The sequence below is a fragment of the Streptomyces sp. CA-288835 genome, from assembly GCF_050936385.1.
In the GTDB taxonomy this organism is placed as follows: domain Bacteria; phylum Actinomycetota; class Actinomycetes; order Streptomycetales; family Streptomycetaceae; genus Streptomyces.
Map to the genome: position 1 here is coordinate 5,685,449 of NZ_JBNJMW010000001.1, position 18,965 is coordinate 5,704,413.

General features: G+C 70.1%; 18 protein-coding genes. 3 read left to right on the forward strand and 15 right to left on the reverse strand.

The features are described from left to right. Window positions 1–18: 18 nt before the first annotated feature. Entirely contained in the window at window positions 19–1,047 is a 1,029-nt protein-coding gene (locus tag ACQEVY_RS25880) for a methyltransferase (protein WP_432951837.1), read from the forward strand. Between the two features lie 84 nt (window positions 1,048–1,131). On the opposite strand, the gene ACQEVY_RS25885 is transcribed toward ACQEVY_RS25880, so the two are convergent. From ACQEVY_RS25885 to ACQEVY_RS25935, 11 genes are all read right to left on the reverse strand, one after another. Next, window positions 1,132–1,464, reverse strand: coding sequence for a TcmI family type II polyketide cyclase (locus ACQEVY_RS25885; RefSeq protein ID WP_328774218.1), 333 nt, complete (start codon window positions 1,462–1,464; stop codon window positions 1,132–1,134). A 56-nt stretch (window positions 1,465–1,520) separates the two neighbouring features. Further along, window positions 1,521–2,000, reverse strand: coding sequence for an SRPBCC family protein (locus ACQEVY_RS25890; protein WP_432951838.1), 480 nt, complete (start codon window positions 1,998–2,000; stop codon window positions 1,521–1,523). Window position 2,001: 1 nt separating this feature from the next. Next, the gene (locus tag ACQEVY_RS25895) at window positions 2,002–2,259 is read right to left on the reverse strand and encodes an acyl carrier protein (RefSeq protein ID WP_432951839.1); all 258 of its coding nucleotides are present in this window, start codon (window positions 2,257–2,259) and stop codon (window positions 2,002–2,004) included. A gap of 84 nt (window positions 2,260–2,343) precedes the next feature. Then, window positions 2,344–3,585 (reverse strand): ketosynthase chain-length factor, encoded by a 1,242-nt coding sequence (locus ACQEVY_RS25900; RefSeq protein WP_432951840.1) that lies wholly within the window; start codon window positions 3,583–3,585, stop codon window positions 2,344–2,346. Then, window positions 3,582–4,847, reverse strand: a complete 1,266-nt coding sequence (locus ACQEVY_RS25905; protein ID WP_432951841.1) for a beta-ketoacyl-[acyl-carrier-protein] synthase family protein — start codon at window positions 4,845–4,847, stop codon at window positions 3,582–3,584. The genes ACQEVY_RS25900 and ACQEVY_RS25905 overlap by 4 nt, the downstream gene beginning before the upstream one ends. Beyond that, complete coding sequence (locus ACQEVY_RS25910; protein WP_432951842.1) at window positions 4,844–5,305, reverse strand: cupin domain-containing protein; 462 nt, start codon at window positions 5,303–5,305, stop codon at window positions 4,844–4,846. The genes ACQEVY_RS25905 and ACQEVY_RS25910 overlap by 4 nt, the downstream gene beginning before the upstream one ends. 101 nt (window positions 5,306–5,406) lie before the next feature. Next, window positions 5,407–6,537: a SchA/CurD-like domain-containing protein gene (locus tag ACQEVY_RS25915; protein ID WP_432951843.1), complete on the reverse strand. Its 1,131-nt coding sequence runs from the start codon at window positions 6,535–6,537 to the stop codon at window positions 5,407–5,409. A 183-nt stretch (window positions 6,538–6,720) separates the two neighbouring features. Beyond that, window positions 6,721–7,356, reverse strand: a complete 636-nt coding sequence (locus ACQEVY_RS25920; protein ID WP_432951844.1) for a class F sortase — start codon at window positions 7,354–7,356, stop codon at window positions 6,721–6,723. Window positions 7,357–7,700: 344 nt separating this feature from the next. Further along, window positions 7,701–8,153 (reverse strand): hypothetical protein, encoded by a 453-nt coding sequence (locus tag ACQEVY_RS25925; protein WP_432951845.1) that lies wholly within the window; start codon window positions 8,151–8,153, stop codon window positions 7,701–7,703. 135 nt (window positions 8,154–8,288) lie between these two features. Then, a complete protein-coding gene (locus tag ACQEVY_RS25930) occupies window positions 8,289–9,962 on the reverse strand; it encodes an FAD-dependent oxidoreductase (RefSeq protein ID WP_432951846.1) in 1,674 nt (557 codons plus the stop codon). 151 nt (window positions 9,963–10,113) lie between these two features. Next, on the reverse strand, window positions 10,114–10,419 hold the full coding sequence (locus tag ACQEVY_RS25935; protein ID WP_432951847.1) for a hypothetical protein: 306 nt from the start codon (window positions 10,417–10,419) through the stop codon (window positions 10,114–10,116). 152 nt (window positions 10,420–10,571) lie between these two features. Between ACQEVY_RS25935 and ACQEVY_RS25940 the strand changes: the two genes are divergently transcribed. After that, window positions 10,572–11,663: a YihY/virulence factor BrkB family protein gene (locus tag ACQEVY_RS25940; protein ID WP_432951848.1), complete on the forward strand. Its 1,092-nt coding sequence runs from the start codon at window positions 10,572–10,574 to the stop codon at window positions 11,661–11,663. 78 nt (window positions 11,664–11,741) lie between these two features. On the opposite strand, the gene ACQEVY_RS25945 is transcribed toward ACQEVY_RS25940, so the two are convergent. Further along, window positions 11,742–12,497, reverse strand: a complete 756-nt coding sequence (locus ACQEVY_RS25945; protein WP_432951849.1) for a VOC family protein — start codon at window positions 12,495–12,497, stop codon at window positions 11,742–11,744. Window positions 12,498–12,844: 347 nt separating this feature from the next. Between ACQEVY_RS25945 and ACQEVY_RS25950 the strand changes: the two genes are divergently transcribed. After that, on the forward strand, window positions 12,845–13,513 hold the full coding sequence (locus ACQEVY_RS25950; protein WP_432951850.1) for a glycosyltransferase family 32 protein: 669 nt from the start codon (window positions 12,845–12,847) through the stop codon (window positions 13,511–13,513). A gap of 363 nt (window positions 13,514–13,876) precedes the next feature. On the opposite strand, the gene ACQEVY_RS25955 is transcribed toward ACQEVY_RS25950, so the two are convergent. The 3 genes from ACQEVY_RS25955 to lanKC all read right to left on the reverse strand — a co-directional run bounded on the left by ACQEVY_RS25955 (window position 13,877) and on the right by lanKC (window position 18,917). Continuing rightward, complete coding sequence (locus ACQEVY_RS25955; RefSeq protein ID WP_432951851.1) at window positions 13,877–15,517, reverse strand: alpha/beta hydrolase; 1,641 nt, start codon at window positions 15,515–15,517, stop codon at window positions 13,877–13,879. Between the two features lie 293 nt (window positions 15,518–15,810). Then, entirely contained in the window at window positions 15,811–16,059 is a 249-nt protein-coding gene (locus tag ACQEVY_RS25960) for a hypothetical protein (RefSeq protein ID WP_432951852.1), read from the reverse strand. Window positions 16,060–16,151: 92 nt separating this feature from the next. Further along, a complete protein-coding gene (gene lanKC / locus ACQEVY_RS25965; RefSeq protein WP_432951853.1) occupies window positions 16,152–18,917 on the reverse strand; it encodes a class III lanthionine synthetase LanKC in 2,766 nt (921 codons plus the stop codon). Between the last annotated feature and the right edge of the window lie 48 nt (window positions 18,918–18,965).

Below are 18,965 nucleotides of genomic sequence, written 5' to 3' on the forward strand. Positions count from 1 at the left end.
AAGGAAGGAACGCGGCACATGACGACCGCACAGACCGCCCCACCGCCGCCCATGAGGCTGAGGGAGCTCGTGTTCGGAGCGGCATGTGCCGCCGCCCTCCGCGCCGCCGTCCGGCTTGGCGTCGCCGACGCTCTCGGTGACGCTCCCGCGAGTGTGGAAGATCTCGCGGGCGCGGTGAAGGCCGAACCGGGGCCGCTGCGACGGCTGCTCAGGGCCCTGTCCTGCTACGGCGTCTTCGCCGAGCGGCCGGACGGGACGTTCGAGCACACCGACATGTCCCGGCTGCTGCGCGAGGACGACCCACACAGCCTGCGCAACATCTCGCTGTGGTGTACGGAGCCATGGACCTGGGACGCGTGGCCCAGGCTCGACGAGGCGGTACGCACCGGCCGCAACGTCGTCGAGGAGCTGTACGGCAAAGAGTTCTTCACCTACCTCAACGAGGACGCCCCGGAATCGGCCGACGTCTTCAACCGGGCCATGACGACCTCCAGCGTGCAGTCCGCGCGGGACGTCGCCAACTTCCTTGATCTATCGGGGAGTTCATCGGTGGCCGACATCGGTGGCGGTCAGGGGCATGTGGTGGCGAGCCTGCTGGAGAAGTACCCCTCGATGCACGGCGCACTGCTCGATCTGCCGCGCGTGGTGGACAACGCCGATCCACGGCTTCGTGTGGGCGGCGAGTTCGGGGACCGGATGCGCATCGTGGCCGGGGACTGCCGGGTGGCCGTTCCGGTCAGGGCAGACGCGTACATCATCAAGAACATCCTGGAGTGGGACGACGACAGCACTGCCCGGACCCTGCGCAACGTCATCGAGGCGGGCGGGCCGGGGGCGCGGGTCGTGGTCATCGAGAACCTCGTCGACGACACGCCGTCCATGCGGTTCAGCACCGCCATGGACCTGCTGCTGCTGCTCAACGTCGGCGGGGCCAAGCACACCACCGAGAGCATGACCCGGCGGTTGACCGATGCGGGGCTGGTCATCGAGGACGTACGGCCGGTCAATCCGTATCTGCATGCGTTCGACTGCACCGTGCCCGGCTGAGCACGCGGTTTCACTGACCGACGGCCGCCGGGCCCGCGACTTACTGACTGTCGCGGGCCCGGCGGCCGTTCGGTGTTGTGCGGTTCAGGCGGTGGGGTCACGCTCCCAGCGGTAGAAGCAGTGGGCCATCGCGTCCTTCGGGGAGCGCCAGGTCGCGGGGTCGTACGCGGTGACGTATGCCGACAGACGCTCGCTGATGTCCCGGAACTCAGGGTGTCCGGCCATCTTGGCGATGGCTGGGCCGGGGTCCTGTTCGGACTCGATGAGGTGCAGGTACACCTCGCCGAACTGGAAAAGGCTGCGGCGGGCGACTCCCACTAGGTGCGGCAGTTCGCCCCGGTCGGACTCCTTGAAGATCTTGGCGATGTCGGGGGCAGAGCCTGGCGTCATCCGGGCGACGATCAGGCTCTGGTGCATGGACTTGGACTTGGGCTTGGGCTTGGACTGGGGCATCGACCTGTTCTCCGTCCGGGTCAGTCGGTGAGGGACGGCTCGCGGCGGCGCTGAGTGGCGGCCTGTTCGATGCGGTCCCGGATCAGGGCCATCTGGACCTTGGAGTTCTTGTTGATGTTGTCCGTCATCCAGGCGTCGTCGACCGGGGCGTCCGGCTTCATCGCGAAGTCCTGCGTCCACACCATCCGGGTGCCCTCCGGCACCTTCTCGTACTGCCAGCGGATGTTCATGTACGCGAAGGGGCCGGTCTCGACGCGGCGGGCGCGCACGCTGCGCGCGTCGCGGTCCGTCTCGCGCTCCGAGACCCAGCTCCAGACGGTGCCGTTCTCGTCGGGCTTCATGGTCAGCCGGAACGTGGTCTTGTTCCCCTCCTGGGAGAGGATCTCGACGGAGGCGTACTCGCTGAACAGCTGAGGCCAGTTCGCCACGTCGTTGGTCATGTCCCAGACCAGGTCCAGCGGGGCGGCGATGACGATGTCGTTCTCCGTGTGTCCGGTCATGTCACGCTCCCGCCACGAGGGCACCGTTGACGAGGTCGAGGAACTGCCGCGGGGTCTTGCAGCGCTCCGCGTCGGGAGGCAGCGGGGTGCCGTACCGCTTCTCCAACTCGCCCACGACGCCGAGCAGACCGAGCGAGTCGATGCCGAGGGCGTCGAAGCCGGAGTCGCTGCGCTCCTGCAGTTCGCCGGGGGCGACGGTGACTCCGGCCGCCTTCTTCATGAGTTCGGACAGCTCTTCCACGGTGATGTGATCACTCATGCCGTTTCATCTCCTTCTTTGTTGGGTCGTTCGCCTACGGAGGGCTGGAGCCGGTGTCGAGACTCGATCTTTCTGGTCGTTCGTCTACGGGGTGCCACGCCGCAGTACGAGCGCCGAGTTCGACCCCATGAGGCCCCGGCTGAGGATCAGCGCCGTGTGCAACTCGGCGGCGCGGGCCCGGCCGGTCACGAGGTCGAGGTCATGGCAGACGTCGAAGACGTTGGGGGTGGGCGGGATGAGGCCGTGCTCCATCGCGAGTACGGCCGCCGCGGTGTCCAGCACGGACGCCGCGCAGTAGCCGCGGCCGATACCCGTCTTGGGGGCGGTCACGGGTACGCGTCCGCCGTGCGCGCCGAGGGCGTCGGCGATGGCCAGCGCCTCGGCACGGTCCGCCTCCGGTACGCCGAGGGCGTCGGCGAACACCACGTCGATCTCCCCGGGGGCGCAGCCCGCCTCCTCCAGGGCGCCGCCGATGGCCCGGGCGAGCCCCTGCCGGGACTCGGCCCAGCGGGAGGCGCCGGTGAATGTGGCGGCGTGTCCGGCGACGGTGGCCCGTACGCTCGCGCCCCGCTCCCGGGCCGTACGCTCGTCCTCCACCACGAGCATGGCGCCACCCTCGGCGGGCACGAATCCGCAGGCCTCGGCGGTGAACGGGCGGTAGGCGTGCGCCGGGTCCTGAGCCGTGCTCAGTTCCTGGTAGCCGAGCTGGCAGACCACCGAGTAGGGGGCCAGCGGTGCCTCGGTCGCACCGGCCACGATCACGTCGGTGCCGCGTCGCGCGGCCCGCGCCGCATGCGCGAGGGCGTCCAGACCGCCTGCCTCGTCGGCGGCGACGACCGAGCAGGGGCCCTTGAAGCCGCGGCGGATGGAGATCTGGCCGGTGCTGGCGGCGTAGAACCAGGCGATGGACTGGTACGGGCCGACATACCGGCTGCCCTTCCCCCACAGTTGCTGCAGCTCGCGCTGCCCGAACTCGCCGCCGCCGGAGCCCGCCGCGGTGACCACGCCCACGGAGTACGGCGATTCGCCGGTGTCGGCCTGGCCGAGGCGGGCGTCGTCCAGCGCGAGGTCGGACGCGGCCAGCGCGAAGTGCGTGAACCGGTCGGTCTGTACGAGATGGCGTTCCTCGACCGCCTCCGAGGCCTCGAAGCCCCGTACCTCGCCCGCCACCCGCAGCGGCAGGTGCTCACAGCCCTCGCGGGTGACCCGGTCGAGGACGCTGATGCCTTCCTGCGTGGACTTCCAGAAGGACTCGGTGCTGGGTCCGTTGGGCGCGATCACACCGATTCCGGTGACGGCCGCACGCCGTGGCTGCGGTTCGCTCATCGTGCCTCCCTTGGCCGGGTCAGGATCACCGCGGACTGGAATCCGCCGAACCCGCTGCCTACGGAGAGCACGTTGTTGAGTCTCCGTTCGCGTGCGACGCGCGGGACGTAGTCCAGGTCGCACTCGGGGTCCGGGGTCTCGTAGTTCGCGGTGGGCGGGACCACCTGGTGGGTCAGGGCCAGCACGCAGGCGACGAGTTCTATCGCGCCGATCGCGCCGAGCGAGTGGCCCACCATGGACTTGATGGAGCTCATCGGGATGTCGTACGCGTGCTGCCCGAGGGCTCGTTTCACCGCGGCGGTCTCGTGCCGGTCGTTCTGCTGGGTGCCCGAGCCGTGCGCGTTGACGTAGTCGATCGCCGTGCCGGCGAGCCCCGCGTGGCCGAGGGCGGACTCGATCGCCCGGGCCATTTCCAGGCCCTCCTTGGTCAGGCCGGTCATGTGGTAGGCGTTGCCGAAGGTGGCGTAGCCGCTGAGCTCGCAGTAGATGTGGGCGCCGCGGGCCAGGGCGTGTTCGAGCTTCTCCAGGACGAGTACGGCGCTGCCCTCGCCCATGACGAACCCGTCACGGTTGGCGTCGAAGGGGCGGGAGGCGTGGGCGGGGTCGTCGTTGTTCGCGGACGTGGCCTTGATGGCGTCGAAGCAGGCCATGGTGATCGGGGAGATCGGCGAGTCCGAGGCGCCGGCTATGCAGATGTCCGCCCGGCCCTCGCCGATGGTGTGGAAGGCGTAGCCGACCGCGTCGAGGCCCGAGGTGCAGCCGGTGGAGACGGTCTGCACCGGCCCGTGCGCCCCGAACCGCTCCGCGACCGCCGAGGCGAGTGTGCTCGGCGAGAACGCGCGGTGCAGATGCGGGCCGGCCTCCCGGTGGTCCACGTCCCAGCGCTCTCCACGATTGCTGACCAGGACGTAGTCGTGCTCGAGACGGGTGGTGCCGCCCACCGCGGTCCCGAGCGAGACCCCGACCCGCCAGGGGTCCTCCTGGCCGAGGTCCAGGCCGGCGTCGCGTATCGCCTCCTGGGCGGCGACCAGGGAGAACTGTACGTACCGGTCCGAGCGCGCGATCTGCTCCGCGTCCAGCCCGTGGGCCGCCGGATCGAAGTCGCATTCGGCGGCTATCCGCGAACGCAGGCCTGTCGGGTCGAAGAAGGTGATGCCCCGGGTCGCGGTACGCCCGCCCGCCAGGAGATCCCAGAACGCCGGTACACCGATGCCGCCCGGGGCGACGACGCCTATGCCGGTGACCGCCACGCGCCCGGTCATGAACCGACCTTGCGTCGGTCGACCGTACGGCCTCCGGTCGTGCCGGCCCCTTCCGACGCGACCGCGACGGCCTCGGTCCCCTCGGTGTCGACGTGACCGAGCGGCGGGCTCGGCGCCAGCGGACCGAGGTGGAAGACGAGGCGCGCCTCGACCTTGCCGACATTGCGGAAGCGGTGCCGCATACGAATGGGGATCATGAGCCCCTGCTCGGGCCGCAGCGGAAGCGGGTCGCCGTCCAGGTCGACCTCCAGCTCCCCGCAGAGGACGTACACGAACTCCTCGGAGTACGGGTGGTAGTGCTCACCGATGCGGTCGCCGGGCTGCACGATGGCCACGCCCATGAAACCGCTGGTGGAGCCGACCGTCGCGGGGGTGAGCATGGCGCGGAGATCGCCGCCGCGCCGGGTGTTGGGCTCAACCTCGCTGAGATCCACGATTCTGGGACGGGGTTTGATCACGACGTTGCTCCGATCGTGTGCTGTGCCGACCTGAGAGCCGGTCGGCTTGAGGGCCGTGGTCGCCGCGACCCGCGTGGTGGACGGATCAGGCTTCGGTCGAGTCAGACTTCGGGCGAGCGGCGGTCGGTGACGAGGTCCATCCGGGCCAGGCCGATGAGGCGCTTGAGGTCCGTGTCGGCTGCCTTGTCCACGAGCGTCGTCAGCTCGGCCGCGGGGCCGGGGTCCGGGAGGCCGAGGGCCAGCACCGGGTCGGCCGCCTCGAGCCCGCCGAGCACATCGATCAGCCGGACCACCACATCGCCGCGGTGGAAGATCGTGCTGCGCAGAATCGGGCTGTACGGACTGCCCGCCGCCGCCTCGTCCTGCCGCGCCAGAACCTCCGCCAGCCGCATGCCGAGACCGGGCCGCGCCGGGTAGTACAGCGCATGCCGCTCGGCCCGCGGGTTCTCCTGTTCCGCCGTCACATGGTGTACGGCGGGCAGCGCGGCCCGGGTGAAGAAGACCCGCGCGGACTCGGGGTCGTCGAGATCCCGGTCCTGCTCCAGGTAGGGGTTGATGGCCTCCTCCACGGCCCGTACCTCGGGCTGCCGGGCGACATGACGCAGCGCGGTGAGCAGGTCGCCGCGCACCTCGATGGCCCGCACGACCCGGTTGCCGTGCATGAACAGCGACGTACGGCACAGCCTGGTCGTGTCGTCGACCCGCGGCTCGGGCGAGGCGTAGTCGGCGAGGATCTTCGCGACGGCCGCCTCACTGCCCGGCTTCACCGTGAAGGTGAGCGCGTGCCGGATCACCCCGTCACCGATCCGCGGCGAGGCCTGCAGCCGGCGCTTCGCGGGAGTGGCTTCCGCCGGGCCCCCGGTCTCGCGTACGACATGGAAGCGCAGCGACCTGGTGTCCCGTACACAACTGTGCAGCGGCTCCACCATCCGGACGTGCTCCTCGCTGTTCACCCAGGCGAGGAACGGCGGGGCGCTCTCCCACTCACTCGTGATCAGCCACTGGGAGGGGTTCTCGATCGACTGGCACAACTGGTCGCTGACATGCCCGGGAACGGACGCGACCTGGTTGCACAGCTGCTCGTACGCCTCCAGGAACTGCTGCTGGGCTCCGTCATGGACGTCCACCAGCAGGACGACACGTAGCCGGGAGCCGTCGAACACGGACTGGGAGACACGCTGCGAGACCTTGCGCGTCAGCCGTTCTGAAGCAGGTGCGGACGTGGTGGTCATCCTGCTCACTTCTCCTTCGCGGGCAGAGGTGGACGTCGGCCGCGGTGCTGCGACATCGGCGTGCCTCGATCCTGTGTCCGCCCGCGGGAGCGCGCGACTCGTATGGACTACGCGGGTGATGGGCCATGAGGGAACCCCGGCACCCAACTGCACTGAGGTGGCCGGGGCTTCGGATGCCGGGGTTCAGACGAGATGGCCGAAGATCACCAGGTTCTCCGGGTAGTCCTTGACCGAACGGTCGTAGATACCCGCGCATGTGATGAGCCGTACCTCGGCCCGGTTCGTGTCGCCGTAGACCCGATCGTTGGGGAACTTGTCCTTCTTGAAGGTCTCCGCACTGTCGACCACGAACGACGCCTTACGCCCATCAGCCCGCGCGACGTGGAAGACATCCCCCTTCTTCAGCTCACGCAGCCGCGCGAACACGGCCGCGGAGGTGGTGGTGTCGACATGCCCCGCGATGATCGACGTACCCAGCTCACCGGGCGAGGCCCCCGCGGCGTACCAGCCGACGAGGTTGTTGTTGTTGACGGGCGGAGCTTCAAGCTGCCCCTTGGCGTCGAGGCCGAGGTCGGTGAACGGCGCGTTGACCAAGATCTTCGGGATCTGCAGCCGAGTGGGCTGCGAGCGAGGCAGCTGCTTCTCCGGCTTCACAGCCTGGGGAGGCGCCTGGGGCGTGGGCGTCTCCGCCTGGGGCGCGGCAGGCGGGGCTTGCTGGGCTGTGGGCGGGACAAGGGAGCGCTGCGGGGTCTCGGAGGCCGAGTTGAAGCCCTCGTACAGGGTGGCCGCGAGGACGACGAAGACCGCGGCGAAGAGCATGGTCAGGGCGGTACGGAGCCGGCTCGGGGGCGGGGGCGGGTCGTCGCTGGGGGAGGTGTTGGTGAAGGGGGCGCTGTCGGCAGAGGGGGGATAGGGCGGAGGAGCGGGCGGATAAGGAGGAGGGGGCGGATAAGAGGAAGGGGGGGCTGCCATTCGGGGACCACCTCATTCGGACGCGGCAGCAAGGGAGGGGGCTCGGGGAGGCTGGTTGCGGTACCGCGCCCCTAAAGGAGGCCGAAGGCCTTCCTTTAGGGGCGCGGGGAACTGCGCGACCAGCCACAACGGACCCGCAGCTTCGAACCGCACTTCCAGCGGAGCGCTTGGCTATGTCAGATGGCCCGACGTCAGGCGACACCTTCGGCGCTCTTCCGGCGACGAGCCGCAAAAAGCCCGGCGGCGGCAACGCCCAGAACGGCCAGCCCACCCGCCGTCACCGACGGCTCGGAAAGCCCGCCCCCACCGGTGTGCACGCCACCGTGCGGCTTGTCGTGCTTGTCCTTCCAGTCCTTGCCGTACCCGTCCTTGCTGTGCCCGTCCTTGCCGTACCCCTTGTCCCCGTTCTCCTTGCTCCAGTCGTCCGCGCCGACCGAGGTCAGCGCGCCACCACCGGCCTTCACACCGCCGTGCGGCCAGTCGTGCTTGCCGTGCTTGTCGTGCTTGTCGTGCTCCTTGCCGTAGGAGGAGGAGTTCTCGCCCTTGGAGGACGGGTCCCAGTCACTCGCGTAGGCGCCGGGAGCGCCAAGAGCCAGGACGGCCGAAGCCGCCGCGGTGGCCAGGATCATTCGAGCAGAGCGCATCTGACGTTCCTTCCGCCGTGGCCGGGCAGCTGACACTGCGTCAGCTGAGTCACCCGACCCCGATGTGAACCACCGTCAGTCAGTTGTCAGCCGCCCACCACTCGGGACGCTCAGCCGGGTGATCGCCGGTACCGTTCAGCCCAGTGCCAGGACCGTCGTCAGCACCTGGCGCAGCGTCAACTCCGCATCGTGTACGGGACCTGACGACCGCCAAGCGACGAACCCGTCGGGCCGTACGAGCACGGCGCCCGTACGTGTCGTGCCATGGCGCTCCGCCCAATCCGCACCGTCCTCGACCGTCAGCTCGCAGTCGTCTCCGGTGCCCAGCCGGTACGAGACGAGCGGCACCGGCGAGTCCTCGGCGATGCGGAGGGCGGCCTGATGCCAGCCGCTCGCCTCGTCGGCCTCGGCGTTGGCGCCGGCATCGCTGAGCAGGACCAGGGACCGCTCGTACAGGTCGAGGGTGGAGACGCGCCTGCCCTCGTGCCGTACCCACAGGTGAGGCGCCCGGCTGCCGGGCTCTCCGGTCAGGTCGAGCTTCTCCGGGACGACCGGGGCCGCGGGATCGGCGCCGACGACGGCGCCCTGCGGGTAACGGTGGCCGAGGACGACGTTGAGGATGCCCTGCCGCGGTCCGCCGCCGACGCCGGGCGGCGGGGCGAAACCGGGGTGGCTGTGCTCGGCCGACCGGACGGCGGCGCGGGCGCTGGTCGCCTCCGCCACCGGACGCCGTTCGATGTCGTACGTCTCCAACAGCCCCTCCCCTGCCCAGCCGCCGAGCACCGCGGCCAGCTTCCAGGCGAGGTTGTGCGCGTCCTGGATCCCGGTGTTGGAGCCGAAGGCGCCGGTCGGGGACATCTCATGGGCCGAGTCGCCGGCCAGGAAGACGCGTCCCGACCGGTAGCCGCGCGCCACGCGTTGGGCGGCGTGCCAGGGCGCCTTGCCGGTGATTTCGATGTCGAGGTCCGCCTCGCCGACCGCGCGGCGGATGTGGTCGGCACAGCGCTCGTCGGTGAACTCCTCGAGGGTTTCGCCCTGTTCGGGGTGCCAGGGGGCGTGGAAGACCCAGTTGCCGCCGTTGTCCACGGGCAGCAGTGCCCCGTCGGCGTCCGGGTTGGTCAGGTAGCAGACGATGAAGCGGCGGTCGCCCACCACCTCGGCGAGGCGACGGGAGCGGAAGGTCACGCTGATGTTGTGGAACAGGTCGCCGGGGCCGCTCTGGCCGATGCCGAGCTGTTCCCGTACGGGGCTGCGGGGGCCGTCGGCGGCGACGAGGTAGTCGGCGCGGATGGTGGTGTGTTCGCCCGTCTGCCGGCTCTTGACCACCGCGCTGACTCCGGTGGAGTCGGCGTCGAACGACATCAGTTCGGTGGAGAAGCGCAGGTCGCCGCCCAGAGCCGTAGCCCGCTCGAGCAGGACCGGCTCCAGGTCGTCCTGACTGCACAGACACCAGGAACTCGGGCTGAAGCGGGCCAGTCCGCCGCCCGGGTCGATCTCCTTGAACAGCCACTCGCCCGCGTCGCCGACGAGGGTGGGCGTCTGCAGGATGCCGTGGTTCTCGGCGAGGGTCTCCGCGGCCTTCCGGATGGCCGGCTCGACACCGGCCACCCGGAACAGCTCCATCGTGCGTACGTTGTTGCCGCGGCCGCGGGGATGGATGGACGTACCGGCATGACGCTCCACCAGCGTGTGCCGCACGCCCAGCCGGCCGAGAAAGAGCGAGGTCGACAGGCCGACGAGGGAACCGCCGACGATGAGGACCGGCACTTGGTGGGTTCTCGGGCCGGCTCGATCGGCTCTTACGTTCATCACGCGCCTCCAGGGTGTTTCGTGTCCACCGACTCGGCCGAATCCGGCCGGGATCTCCATGCATGCCCCGCGGCGCGGAGGGTGGCTCAGGCTTCACCCAGGAGCGGGGTGCCGGCGGTGACTCACTCGCGGCCTGGTCCTTCCAGTCACTTCAGGAACGGTGGGTGATCCAGCGGAGGACGGAATCGGTGACCGCGTCGCCGAGGGAGCTGATGGCGTCCACGGCGTACCGGTCGCCGGGGCGCGGTGCGATACCGCGGACGGTGAGCGCGGCGTACAGGTCCAGCCGGCGCTGGTCGGCGGCGCTGAGGACGGTGAAGTCCAGACGCTGAGCGGGATCGGGAGGCGGCAGCAAGTGGTCACCGCTGCCGATGGGGTCGCGGACGGGGTCGCAGATAGGGGCGTAGCTGGGCCAGACGTCCTCGGTCGGGGCGAGGGTGTCGCTGAATGCGGTCACCGCGGATCTCCCTTGCTCGGGTGTGTGTCTGCCCGTTGAAGTCGCCCGGTGGCTGCCGCTGGTTGCGTGATTCCCCGGCTATCCCTCGAATGCCGTAAAAGTAGGCATACGCGGCACGAATGGGTGGGCGCTCAGCCGGATACCCGTGCGGCATGGTACGGACACTGAGACGGCATGGAAGGCACGGCGGACACGGCACGCACGCCGGGCACAGTACGGCCGACCAGCAGGCCGGGACCGTACGGGCCCCGGAGGCCGGGCCGGACGCCGGGCCGGATGAGCAGGTGGAGCGGCAGGCGCCGGACACTCCGACGGATCTGCCCAAGCGCTCCTGGTGGGCGGTGGTGAAAGGCACCCTCACGGAGTTCAAGAAGGACGAGCTGACCGACCGGGCGGCGGCGCTGACGTACTACGGAATCCTGGCGCTGTTCCCGGCGCTGCTGGCGTTGATCTCGGTGATCGGGGTCGCCGGAGAGTCGGCGACGCGGCAGGTGCTGGACAACATCGAGAATCTCGCGCCGGGGGCCGCGCAGGACGTCCTGCGCAACGCGGTGCAGCAGTTGCAGGGCAACGCCGGGATCGGCTCCGTCATGGCGATCGTGGGTCTGGTGCTCGCGGTGTGGTCGGCCTCCGGCTATGTCGCCGCGTTCATCAGGAGCGCGAACGCGGTGTACGACGTTCCCGAGGGCCGTCCCGTGTGGAAGGTCCTGCCGGTACGGGTCGGGGTCACCGTAGCGCTGATGATCATGGCCGTGGTCAGCGCGCTGATCGTCGTGTTCACCGGCGGTCTCGCCCGGCAGGCCGGCGCCACGCTGGGACTCGGTGACACGGCCCTGACGGTGTGGTCGATCGCGAAGTGGCCGGTGCTGGTGGTCCTGGTCACGATCATGATCGCGATCCTGTACTGGGCGACCCCGAACGCGAGGGTCCGCGGCTTCCGCTGGATCACACCGGGGAGCTTCCTGGCGCTGGCGCTCTGGCTGATCGCTTCGGCGGGTTTCGCGCTGTACGTCGCCAACTTCGGCTCGTACAACAAGACGTACGGCACCCTCGCCGGCGTGATCATTTTCCTGGTGTGGCTGTGGATCACGAACCTGGCGATCCTGCTGGGCCTGGAGTTCGACGCGGAACTGTCCCGCCAGCGCGCGGTCGCGGGCGGCCACCCGGCCGGGAAGGAGCCGTATGTCCAGCCGCGCGACACCCGGAAGTGGGACGAGGAGGACCGCCGGCGTCTTGAATCCTGAGGTCTGAGGTCGCGGCTCACCGCTGGGGCTCCCTGCTGGCCGGCGGGGAGCCGCAGACTCAGGAGCCTGGTGATGGGCTCAGGGCCTCGTAATGACGGAGAACTCCACTCCGAAGGGGTCCGTGATGGTGGCGCTCCGGCCGTAAGGGGTGTCCTCGGGGGCGTCGGCGGTGGCGCCCTCCGTGCGGGCGCGCTCCACCACCGCGTCCGTGTCGGCCACCTCGAACGTGGTCGCCCAGACGGAATTCGGGGCGCCCGGGAAGCCGAAGATGCCGCCGATCTCCTTGCCGTCCCCGCGGCGCAGGAAGGTGAAGTCGAAGTCGGGGAGGGTCTCGTTGAGGTCCAGGGTGTAGTCGAAGACGGCCGTGTAGAAGGCCCGTGCGGGTTCGGGGTCGGGGGTGACCAGGTCGTTCCGTACGAGCGAGCCGGGCTCGTTGACGACCTCGCAGCCGACGTGTGCCCGCCCCTCCCAGAGACCGAAGCGGGCGCCGACCGGGTCCTCGGCGATGACCATACGGCCCTGGTCCGCGACGTCCGTCGGTGCCTTGAGCAGGGAACCGCCCGCGTCCACGATGCGCTTGGCGGTGCCGTCGCAGTCCGCGGCGGCGAAGTACATGGTCCAGCCGAAGCCCGTGGTGGCCGGGGCCTGAGCGAGGGCCGCGACGGGCCGGCCGCGCAGCAGGCACACGGTGCCGAGGCCGGTCTCCGCGCCCTTGGTGTCGTACTCCCAGCCGAAGAGCGCACCGTAGAACCCCATCGCGCGCTCCCGATCCGGCACCCGGAGGTCGATCCACGTGGGCGTACCGTCCGGCTGAATGCTGCTGACGTAACTCATCGCGTGCTCCCTGATGTCGGACGAGCGAGAATCCACCACCGACAGTAGGAGCCGTATAGGCCGAATTCTGTCCTATATCGGTCCTATATCGGCCCCGTTATCTGCCCCGTGTCTGCCGCATATCCGCCCGTGATCTGCCGGTGTCCGTGTCACACCGATGGAACCCAAAAGCAACACGTGAGGTCCTGTCCCGCCCCGCCGACGGTCCTAGCATCGAGTCCATTCCACGCGCCTGGGGGCCGGTGGAACTGGGGGAGGGCAGAGGAACCGTGATCCGCAGCAGATTCCGTAGATCCGTCATCAACACCGCGGATGCCGGGGATGCAGGGGATACCACGCAGGCAGGCGTGCCCAAGTTGATCCACATCATCTGGATCGGCGAGCAGGCCTTCCCGTACCGGGACAACTTCCGCACCTGGAAGAAGCACCACCCCGACTACCGGGTCCAACTCTGGACCGACAAGAACCTCCCCGCCCTGCACAACCAGTGGGTCTACGACGCCCTCGCCGACCAGCCGCCCGCCGTACGGGCCGACCTGCTTCGCCTCGAAATCCTCGCCCAGTACGGCGGCGTCTACACCGACGCCGACTCCTGGTGCACCCAGCCCATCGGCCCGCTGATCGACGACCTGCCCTTATTCGGCATGACCGGCAACTACGGCAACGTCCAGAACGCCACCCTCGGCGCCGTCCGGAACCACCCCGCCTACCGCATGGCCGTCGAAGGCGCCGGAGCACGCTATCTCCGCCTGGCCTACCAAAAGCGCAACAAGACCGAGAAGTACCAGGTCTTCGACGTCTTCGGCACCCGCTACATCACCCCCATACTGCGTTCCTTCCCCGGCTTCACCCAGATCGACATGGGCGCGGCCAAGGGAAGCCGCCGCCTGATAGTCGTCGAGGGCCTGGACAAAACCAGCGAGGCCTACATCGTCCACGCCAACGCCACCACCTGGAAAAAGCCGGACGGCGACAACCGGATCAGCCTGACCCCGGCCTGCCCCGAAAGCGGCTGAACCCGGCAGGGTTGCTTCGGGGACGCCGGGTATAAGCCGGGCAGCACCCGAGCTCCCGAGGTGAGGAGGTACGCGGATGTCCGGATTCCCTCGCCGGCTCGCCCAGGCGATCAGCCTGCTCGCCGCCCTGGCGCTGCTGCTGTGGCTGGCGACCCTGCTCGTGGAGAACTTCTGAGGTCAGCTCGTCCGGCGCGTCAGGTGCTCGATCTCGTGATATCAACCGGGCCGCGAAAGCATCCTGATCCGACGCCGGAAGGGGCGGACCCGAGTGGCCCGCCCCTTCCAGCACCCCGAACCGGCTCACGAGCCTGGTGCGTTCCGCTCAGGGCCGCACCCGCATCCCGTCGGGTCGCGTCACACGGTTCACCCGTACGTTCCCTTGCCCAGCAGTTCGGGCAGTGGGTTGACGAGGCCGCCGGTTGGCGATTGGCGCTGGTCGGAGGGCTCGGTCGGCCAGACCGCGGGGCAGTGGGTGCCCTTGCGGGGGGTCTTCAGGGTGACGAGGTACGTGTCGATGGCGTCGCGTGCGCAGGGGCTCAGCCAGTAGTCGCCGTGGCCGACACCGTCGTACGTGAGGAAGACGGCCTCGCGTCCTATCTGGCGGGCGGCGTTGACGCCCCAGGAGTGCGCCGTGGCCGGGTCGTAACGGCTGTTGGTCATCAGGATCGGCGGCGTGCCGTCGACGTCGAGCTTGCGCTGTGGGTTGGTCACCTTCGTCGGCCAGTCCTGGCAGCCGGTCTGGACCGTCCAAGCGAGGGTGCTGAAGCGGGTGACGGGGGCGCGGCGGGCGAGTTCGCGCTCCATGTGGTTCAGGGTGGCGTACGAGGGGACGCCGAGGTCGTAGTCCTGGCACATCACCGGGTAGAACGGGAACTCTGTCGGCTCGCCGTATTCCCGGAGGGACCGTGCCGCCGCGGGGTCGGTGGCGTCCATGTCGGCGAGGAGCTGAGCGAAGCTGAACCAGCCGGCCGGGTCGTACATGTTGCCCATCGCGAGGTCCTGAAGGTCCTGGGGGGTGACCGGCTCGGGCGGGTCGCCCGGCAGGACCAGGTCACCGGCGTCCGCGCGCTTGTAGAGCGCGTCGAACAGGCCGCGGGCGTCCCGGCCGTGGAGCGCGCAGGAGGGAGTACGGGCGCACCAGTCGGCGAACTGGCCGTACGACTCCTCCACCGCGATGGCCTCGGTCTTCTGGAAGTCCCAACTGCCCAGGCTGTGGTCCATGTTGGAGTCGAGCGTCATCGCGCGGACGCGGTGCGGGTAGCGCTCGGCGTACTGCTGGCCGATCGCGGTGCCGTAGGAGACGCCGTAGTAGCTGATCCGCTTCTCGCCGAGGCCGGCGCGGATCGCGTCCATGTCGCGGACGACGCTCGCGGTGTCCATGTGGTCGACGAGCGGTCCGGTGAGGTCGCGGCAGTTCTCGCCGAGCGCGCGGTTCGCCTCGCGGAGGGCGGCGAAGGAGGCGGCGCTGTCCGGGTAGAGCAGCGCGTCCTGGGCGTTCACCCGGTCCTCGTCGCACTTGACCGGGTTGCTGAGGCCGACACCGCGCGGGTCGAAGCCCACGATGTCGAACCGCTCAAGCAGGTCGGGCGAGAACGACTCGGGCGCACCGAACGCGAAGTCCACGCCGGAGCCTCCCGGCCCGCCGGGGTTGATGAGCAGCGAGCCGATCCTGCGTGCGGGGTCGGTGGCCCGGTGCCGGGCGAGCGCGAGATCGATGGTGGCGCCGTGCGGCTGCTTCCAGTCCACGGGCACCTTGAGGGTGCCGCACTCGAAGGTGCCCTCGCCGGAGGGCGACTCGCAGGATTTCCAGGCTATTCGTTCGGTCGACGGAGCCTTGGCTGACGGTGTCTTGGCTGAAGGGGTCTCGGCTGAGGGGGGTGTGGCATCAGGGGCGGCTACGGCGGTCCCGGCGAGTAACTGACCGAACAGCGCGGTGACCAGCACTCCGACGGCCAGCCTTCCGCGTCGTCTCGCGCGCGGTGCCAGTGGGGGGTTGGGTGGCACGGGTGATCCTCCAGGAAACAGGAGTTCGCAGACGGATCACAGCATGGCTCCAACGCTCTTGCGGAACAAGCAAAATGACGTCTCATCAGGTCGGCGCGGATCGTCTCAATGCGGATCGCCTCAACCAGTTCGTCAACAACCCTTCAGACAGTCAGGCGGAAGGGGCGGCACCGGAGAATTCCGGTGCCGCCCCTTCCATGCGCGGCCAGTAGAGCGAGCCGACTTGGCGTCCACCCCCGGATCGCGATGCACATCCTTCGCGGACACCGCAGGCTCGTGCGGCACGTAGTGGCTCAGTCGCGGATCCAGCCCTGCATGGGGGGAGTGGAGAGGGCTTCGTCCACTGTGCGCAGGGCCTCGGGTGCCGCAGTGCCGGCCGGAGCCGTGACGGCCACGGTGGCGGCGTCCGTCGTCGTACCGGCCGGCCTCACCACCCAGTCCCCGGGCAGTACCGAGACGAGGCGGACGACCGCGGTCTCCGGCGCCGCCGAGGGCAGAGCGTCCTCCGTCTTGCGGATGCTGACCAGTAATTGCGTGGACATGAGAACTCCGGGAGGTGGGGGGGCCGTACCGGCACACGGCCGGTGAGACGGCGATCAGCGGTGGAACAGGGTGGGCGAAGCCGCCGGAGCGGTCACCCTACGGCCGTGGCCGGGATCGGCTCCGGCCCGGTGAGTTCGGACGGAGCACCCGGCGTCAACGGTACGCAGGGCAGGGCGCCGGCTCCCGTGCGGGCCGCGTTCAGCGCGGCCAGGACTCCCGCGGAGCCTGTGGCGAGGTCCGTGGACAGCCGGAGCAGGTGGTCGCCGAGGAAACCGGTGGTCCCGCCCTCCTGCGGTACCGCGAACAGGTCCAGGCCGGCGGTCAGGGCACGGATCGCCCGCCGGGTCGCCTCCGAGCCGTCGTCGGTGTGGACCAGAGCCGCGAGTGCGCCCGCCTTGCCGGTGAACAGCCCGCAGGCCGGATGGAACTGCGAGGTCAGGTCGGTCAGCAGGGCGTCCTGCACGGCGGTGAGCCGCGGATCCCGGCGATGGGCCAGGAAGGTGTGCACCGCGATGGCCTGGCCCGCTCCGCCGTACGCCAGTTGGTGCCCGTGCCAGGGCGCCGGCGCCGGAGTCCTCGGCTCGCCGGGCAGTCGGCCGGAGACCAGCAGGTCGTGGGTGAGGACCGTATGGGCCGCGTCGAGCAGGTCGCGATCCGGGCCGTGGACGGTGAGAAGGAACAGCGCCTCGCCCGAACCGCCGCGCAGCAGACCGGGACGCCGACCGGACGCCGGGTCCAGCACGGCCGGTGACGATGTGTCGGCCGAGAGCCGGGCCGTCAGTTCGTCGGCGAGTTCGTCGGCGAGCCGGTGTGCCTCCCGGGCCAGCGAGTCGTCGCCGCGGCGGTCGGCGAGGTGCAGCAGCGCCATGCCGAGCCCCGCCGTGCCGCCCGCGAGGCTGTGGTCGACACTGCCGTCCCGGTGATGTTCGCGAGGGCCGGTGAGGGCGCGGTCCAGCAGCTCGGCGGCCTCGTCGGGGCGGCCCAACTCCTGGAGGACACAGGCGATTCCGGCCAGCCCGTCGTAGAGCCCGGGTCGGGCCGTGTCCAGGCGGCGGGCGGCTGCGGCCAGCCAGTCGACGTGCGGCTCGGGTACGGCGATGCCCGCGCCGTGTAGCGCCCACAGGACGCCCGCCGCACCGTTGGCGATGTTCAGGCCGCCGTCCGGATGGCTGAACTGGTCGGCGTCACCGGGGAAGAGACGATCCGTCCGCTCGGGCGTGGCGGAGGCGAGCACGCCCGCACCGATCCGCCCGACGGAAACCAGCGGGTCGTCCACGAGTGCCGCGGGTTTCTCGGGCGCGACAGACGGCTGGGGGGCCGCCGCCGTTGTCGCCGAAGCCGAAGCCGAAGCCGAAGCCGAAGCCGAAGCCGAAGCCGAAGCCGAAGCCGAAGCCGAAGCCGACGCCGCGGCCGACGCCATGCGTACGGCGGAAGCCCCGGCGCCGAGGCCCAGATCCGCGCGAACCTGTGCCCCGAACCCCTCCGGCACCGGGAAGTCCTCCGCGATCCGGGCGATCAGCTCCTCGGCTCTCTGAGGTGCCCACGACAGCAGCGCCGTCAGAGGGAGGAAGGAGCTGAGGCGGAGGCAGCCGAGGGCGTAGCGGTCGACGGCCGGTCCTGTGGTGCCCGCGGGGGCGGCGAAACCGGGGGCGCCGATGGCCTGGCCGGTGTGGCCCCCGATGGGGCGGGTGGTCTCCAGGTCGATGAAGGCGACGGTGCCGTCAGGACGTATCAGAACGTTGTTGGGGTGCAGGTCACCGAAGACCAGGCCACGTTCGTGCATGGAGGTGACGGCGGCCTCGGTCTGGTCGAGGACGTCCAGAGCCCAGCGGGTGTACGCGGCGACGGACATCGCCGTGTGCCGCGCGGTGACGGCGTGGACCAGCGGATTGCGGGCGGTCACCTCCTTGCCGAGTGGCTCGCCTACCACGAACTCCCTCGTCAGGAACCAGTGTTCGTTGCCCTTGCGCCAGTCCAGGACGCCCGGGAACGCGGGGAGTCCGTCGAGTGCGACCAGCGCGTCGTGCTCGTGGCGGAGCCGGGCGACCGCGTCGGCGCCGGTGTCGTCCAGGCCCGCGTACGGGCGGCCCTCTTTGACCAGGACCGGCCGGCCGTCGCGGGTGTCGGTGGCCCGGTAGACGCCGCCGCCGTTGGAGAAGTGCAGCGCCTGCGTGATCTTGAAGGGGAAGGAGCCGAGTCCGCCGCCCTTGTTGCGGTCGGCCAGTGCCTGCGCGATGAACGGCGGCAGCCGCACCCAGGCCGGCGGACGGAAGGCGGGACCTCGTACGTCCGGGACGAGCTTGCCGTCCGGATCCTCGATGCAGGGAACGGACTCGCCCGAAGGGCCGCGGCCCATACGGAGCGTGAACCCGCCGTAGCGGACGTACAGCGGGCCGCGGCGCCAGCGCAGGTCGCTGAGGACGGCGGGACCGGGACGGCCGCCGATCAGGGCGTCCAACTCCTCGAGGACGGTGTGGAGTTCGGCTTCGTCACGGGGGTACACGGTGATGAACTTGCCGCTGCTGCCCCGGTCCCCGTACTTGCTGTTGCGCAGCATCAGCATCCCCGGGCTGGTGAGGAACTTGAACAGCAGCGACCTCCGGAAGCAGTAGTCGCGGACGGCGTCCAGCACCTCGGGCGCGCTGTCGGCCGTCGCCGAGACGTGGATCTTCCAGCCCTGCGGGGGGAGCCGGGGATCCGCGGGAGTCAGTACGGTCCACTCGCCCATCGCCTCACGGGTCCAGCCGGCGGGCGGTTCGGTCGCCGCGAGGGGGAAGGCGTCCTCACCGGCGACGCCGGCGGGGCGGTCGTAGAAAGGGGTGCCCGGCGGGCAGTGGGCAACATGGCGCAGGGACATGGCGGGGTCCTCCGGGAACGGGCGGGGTACCAGAAGTCGAAGAGTGGG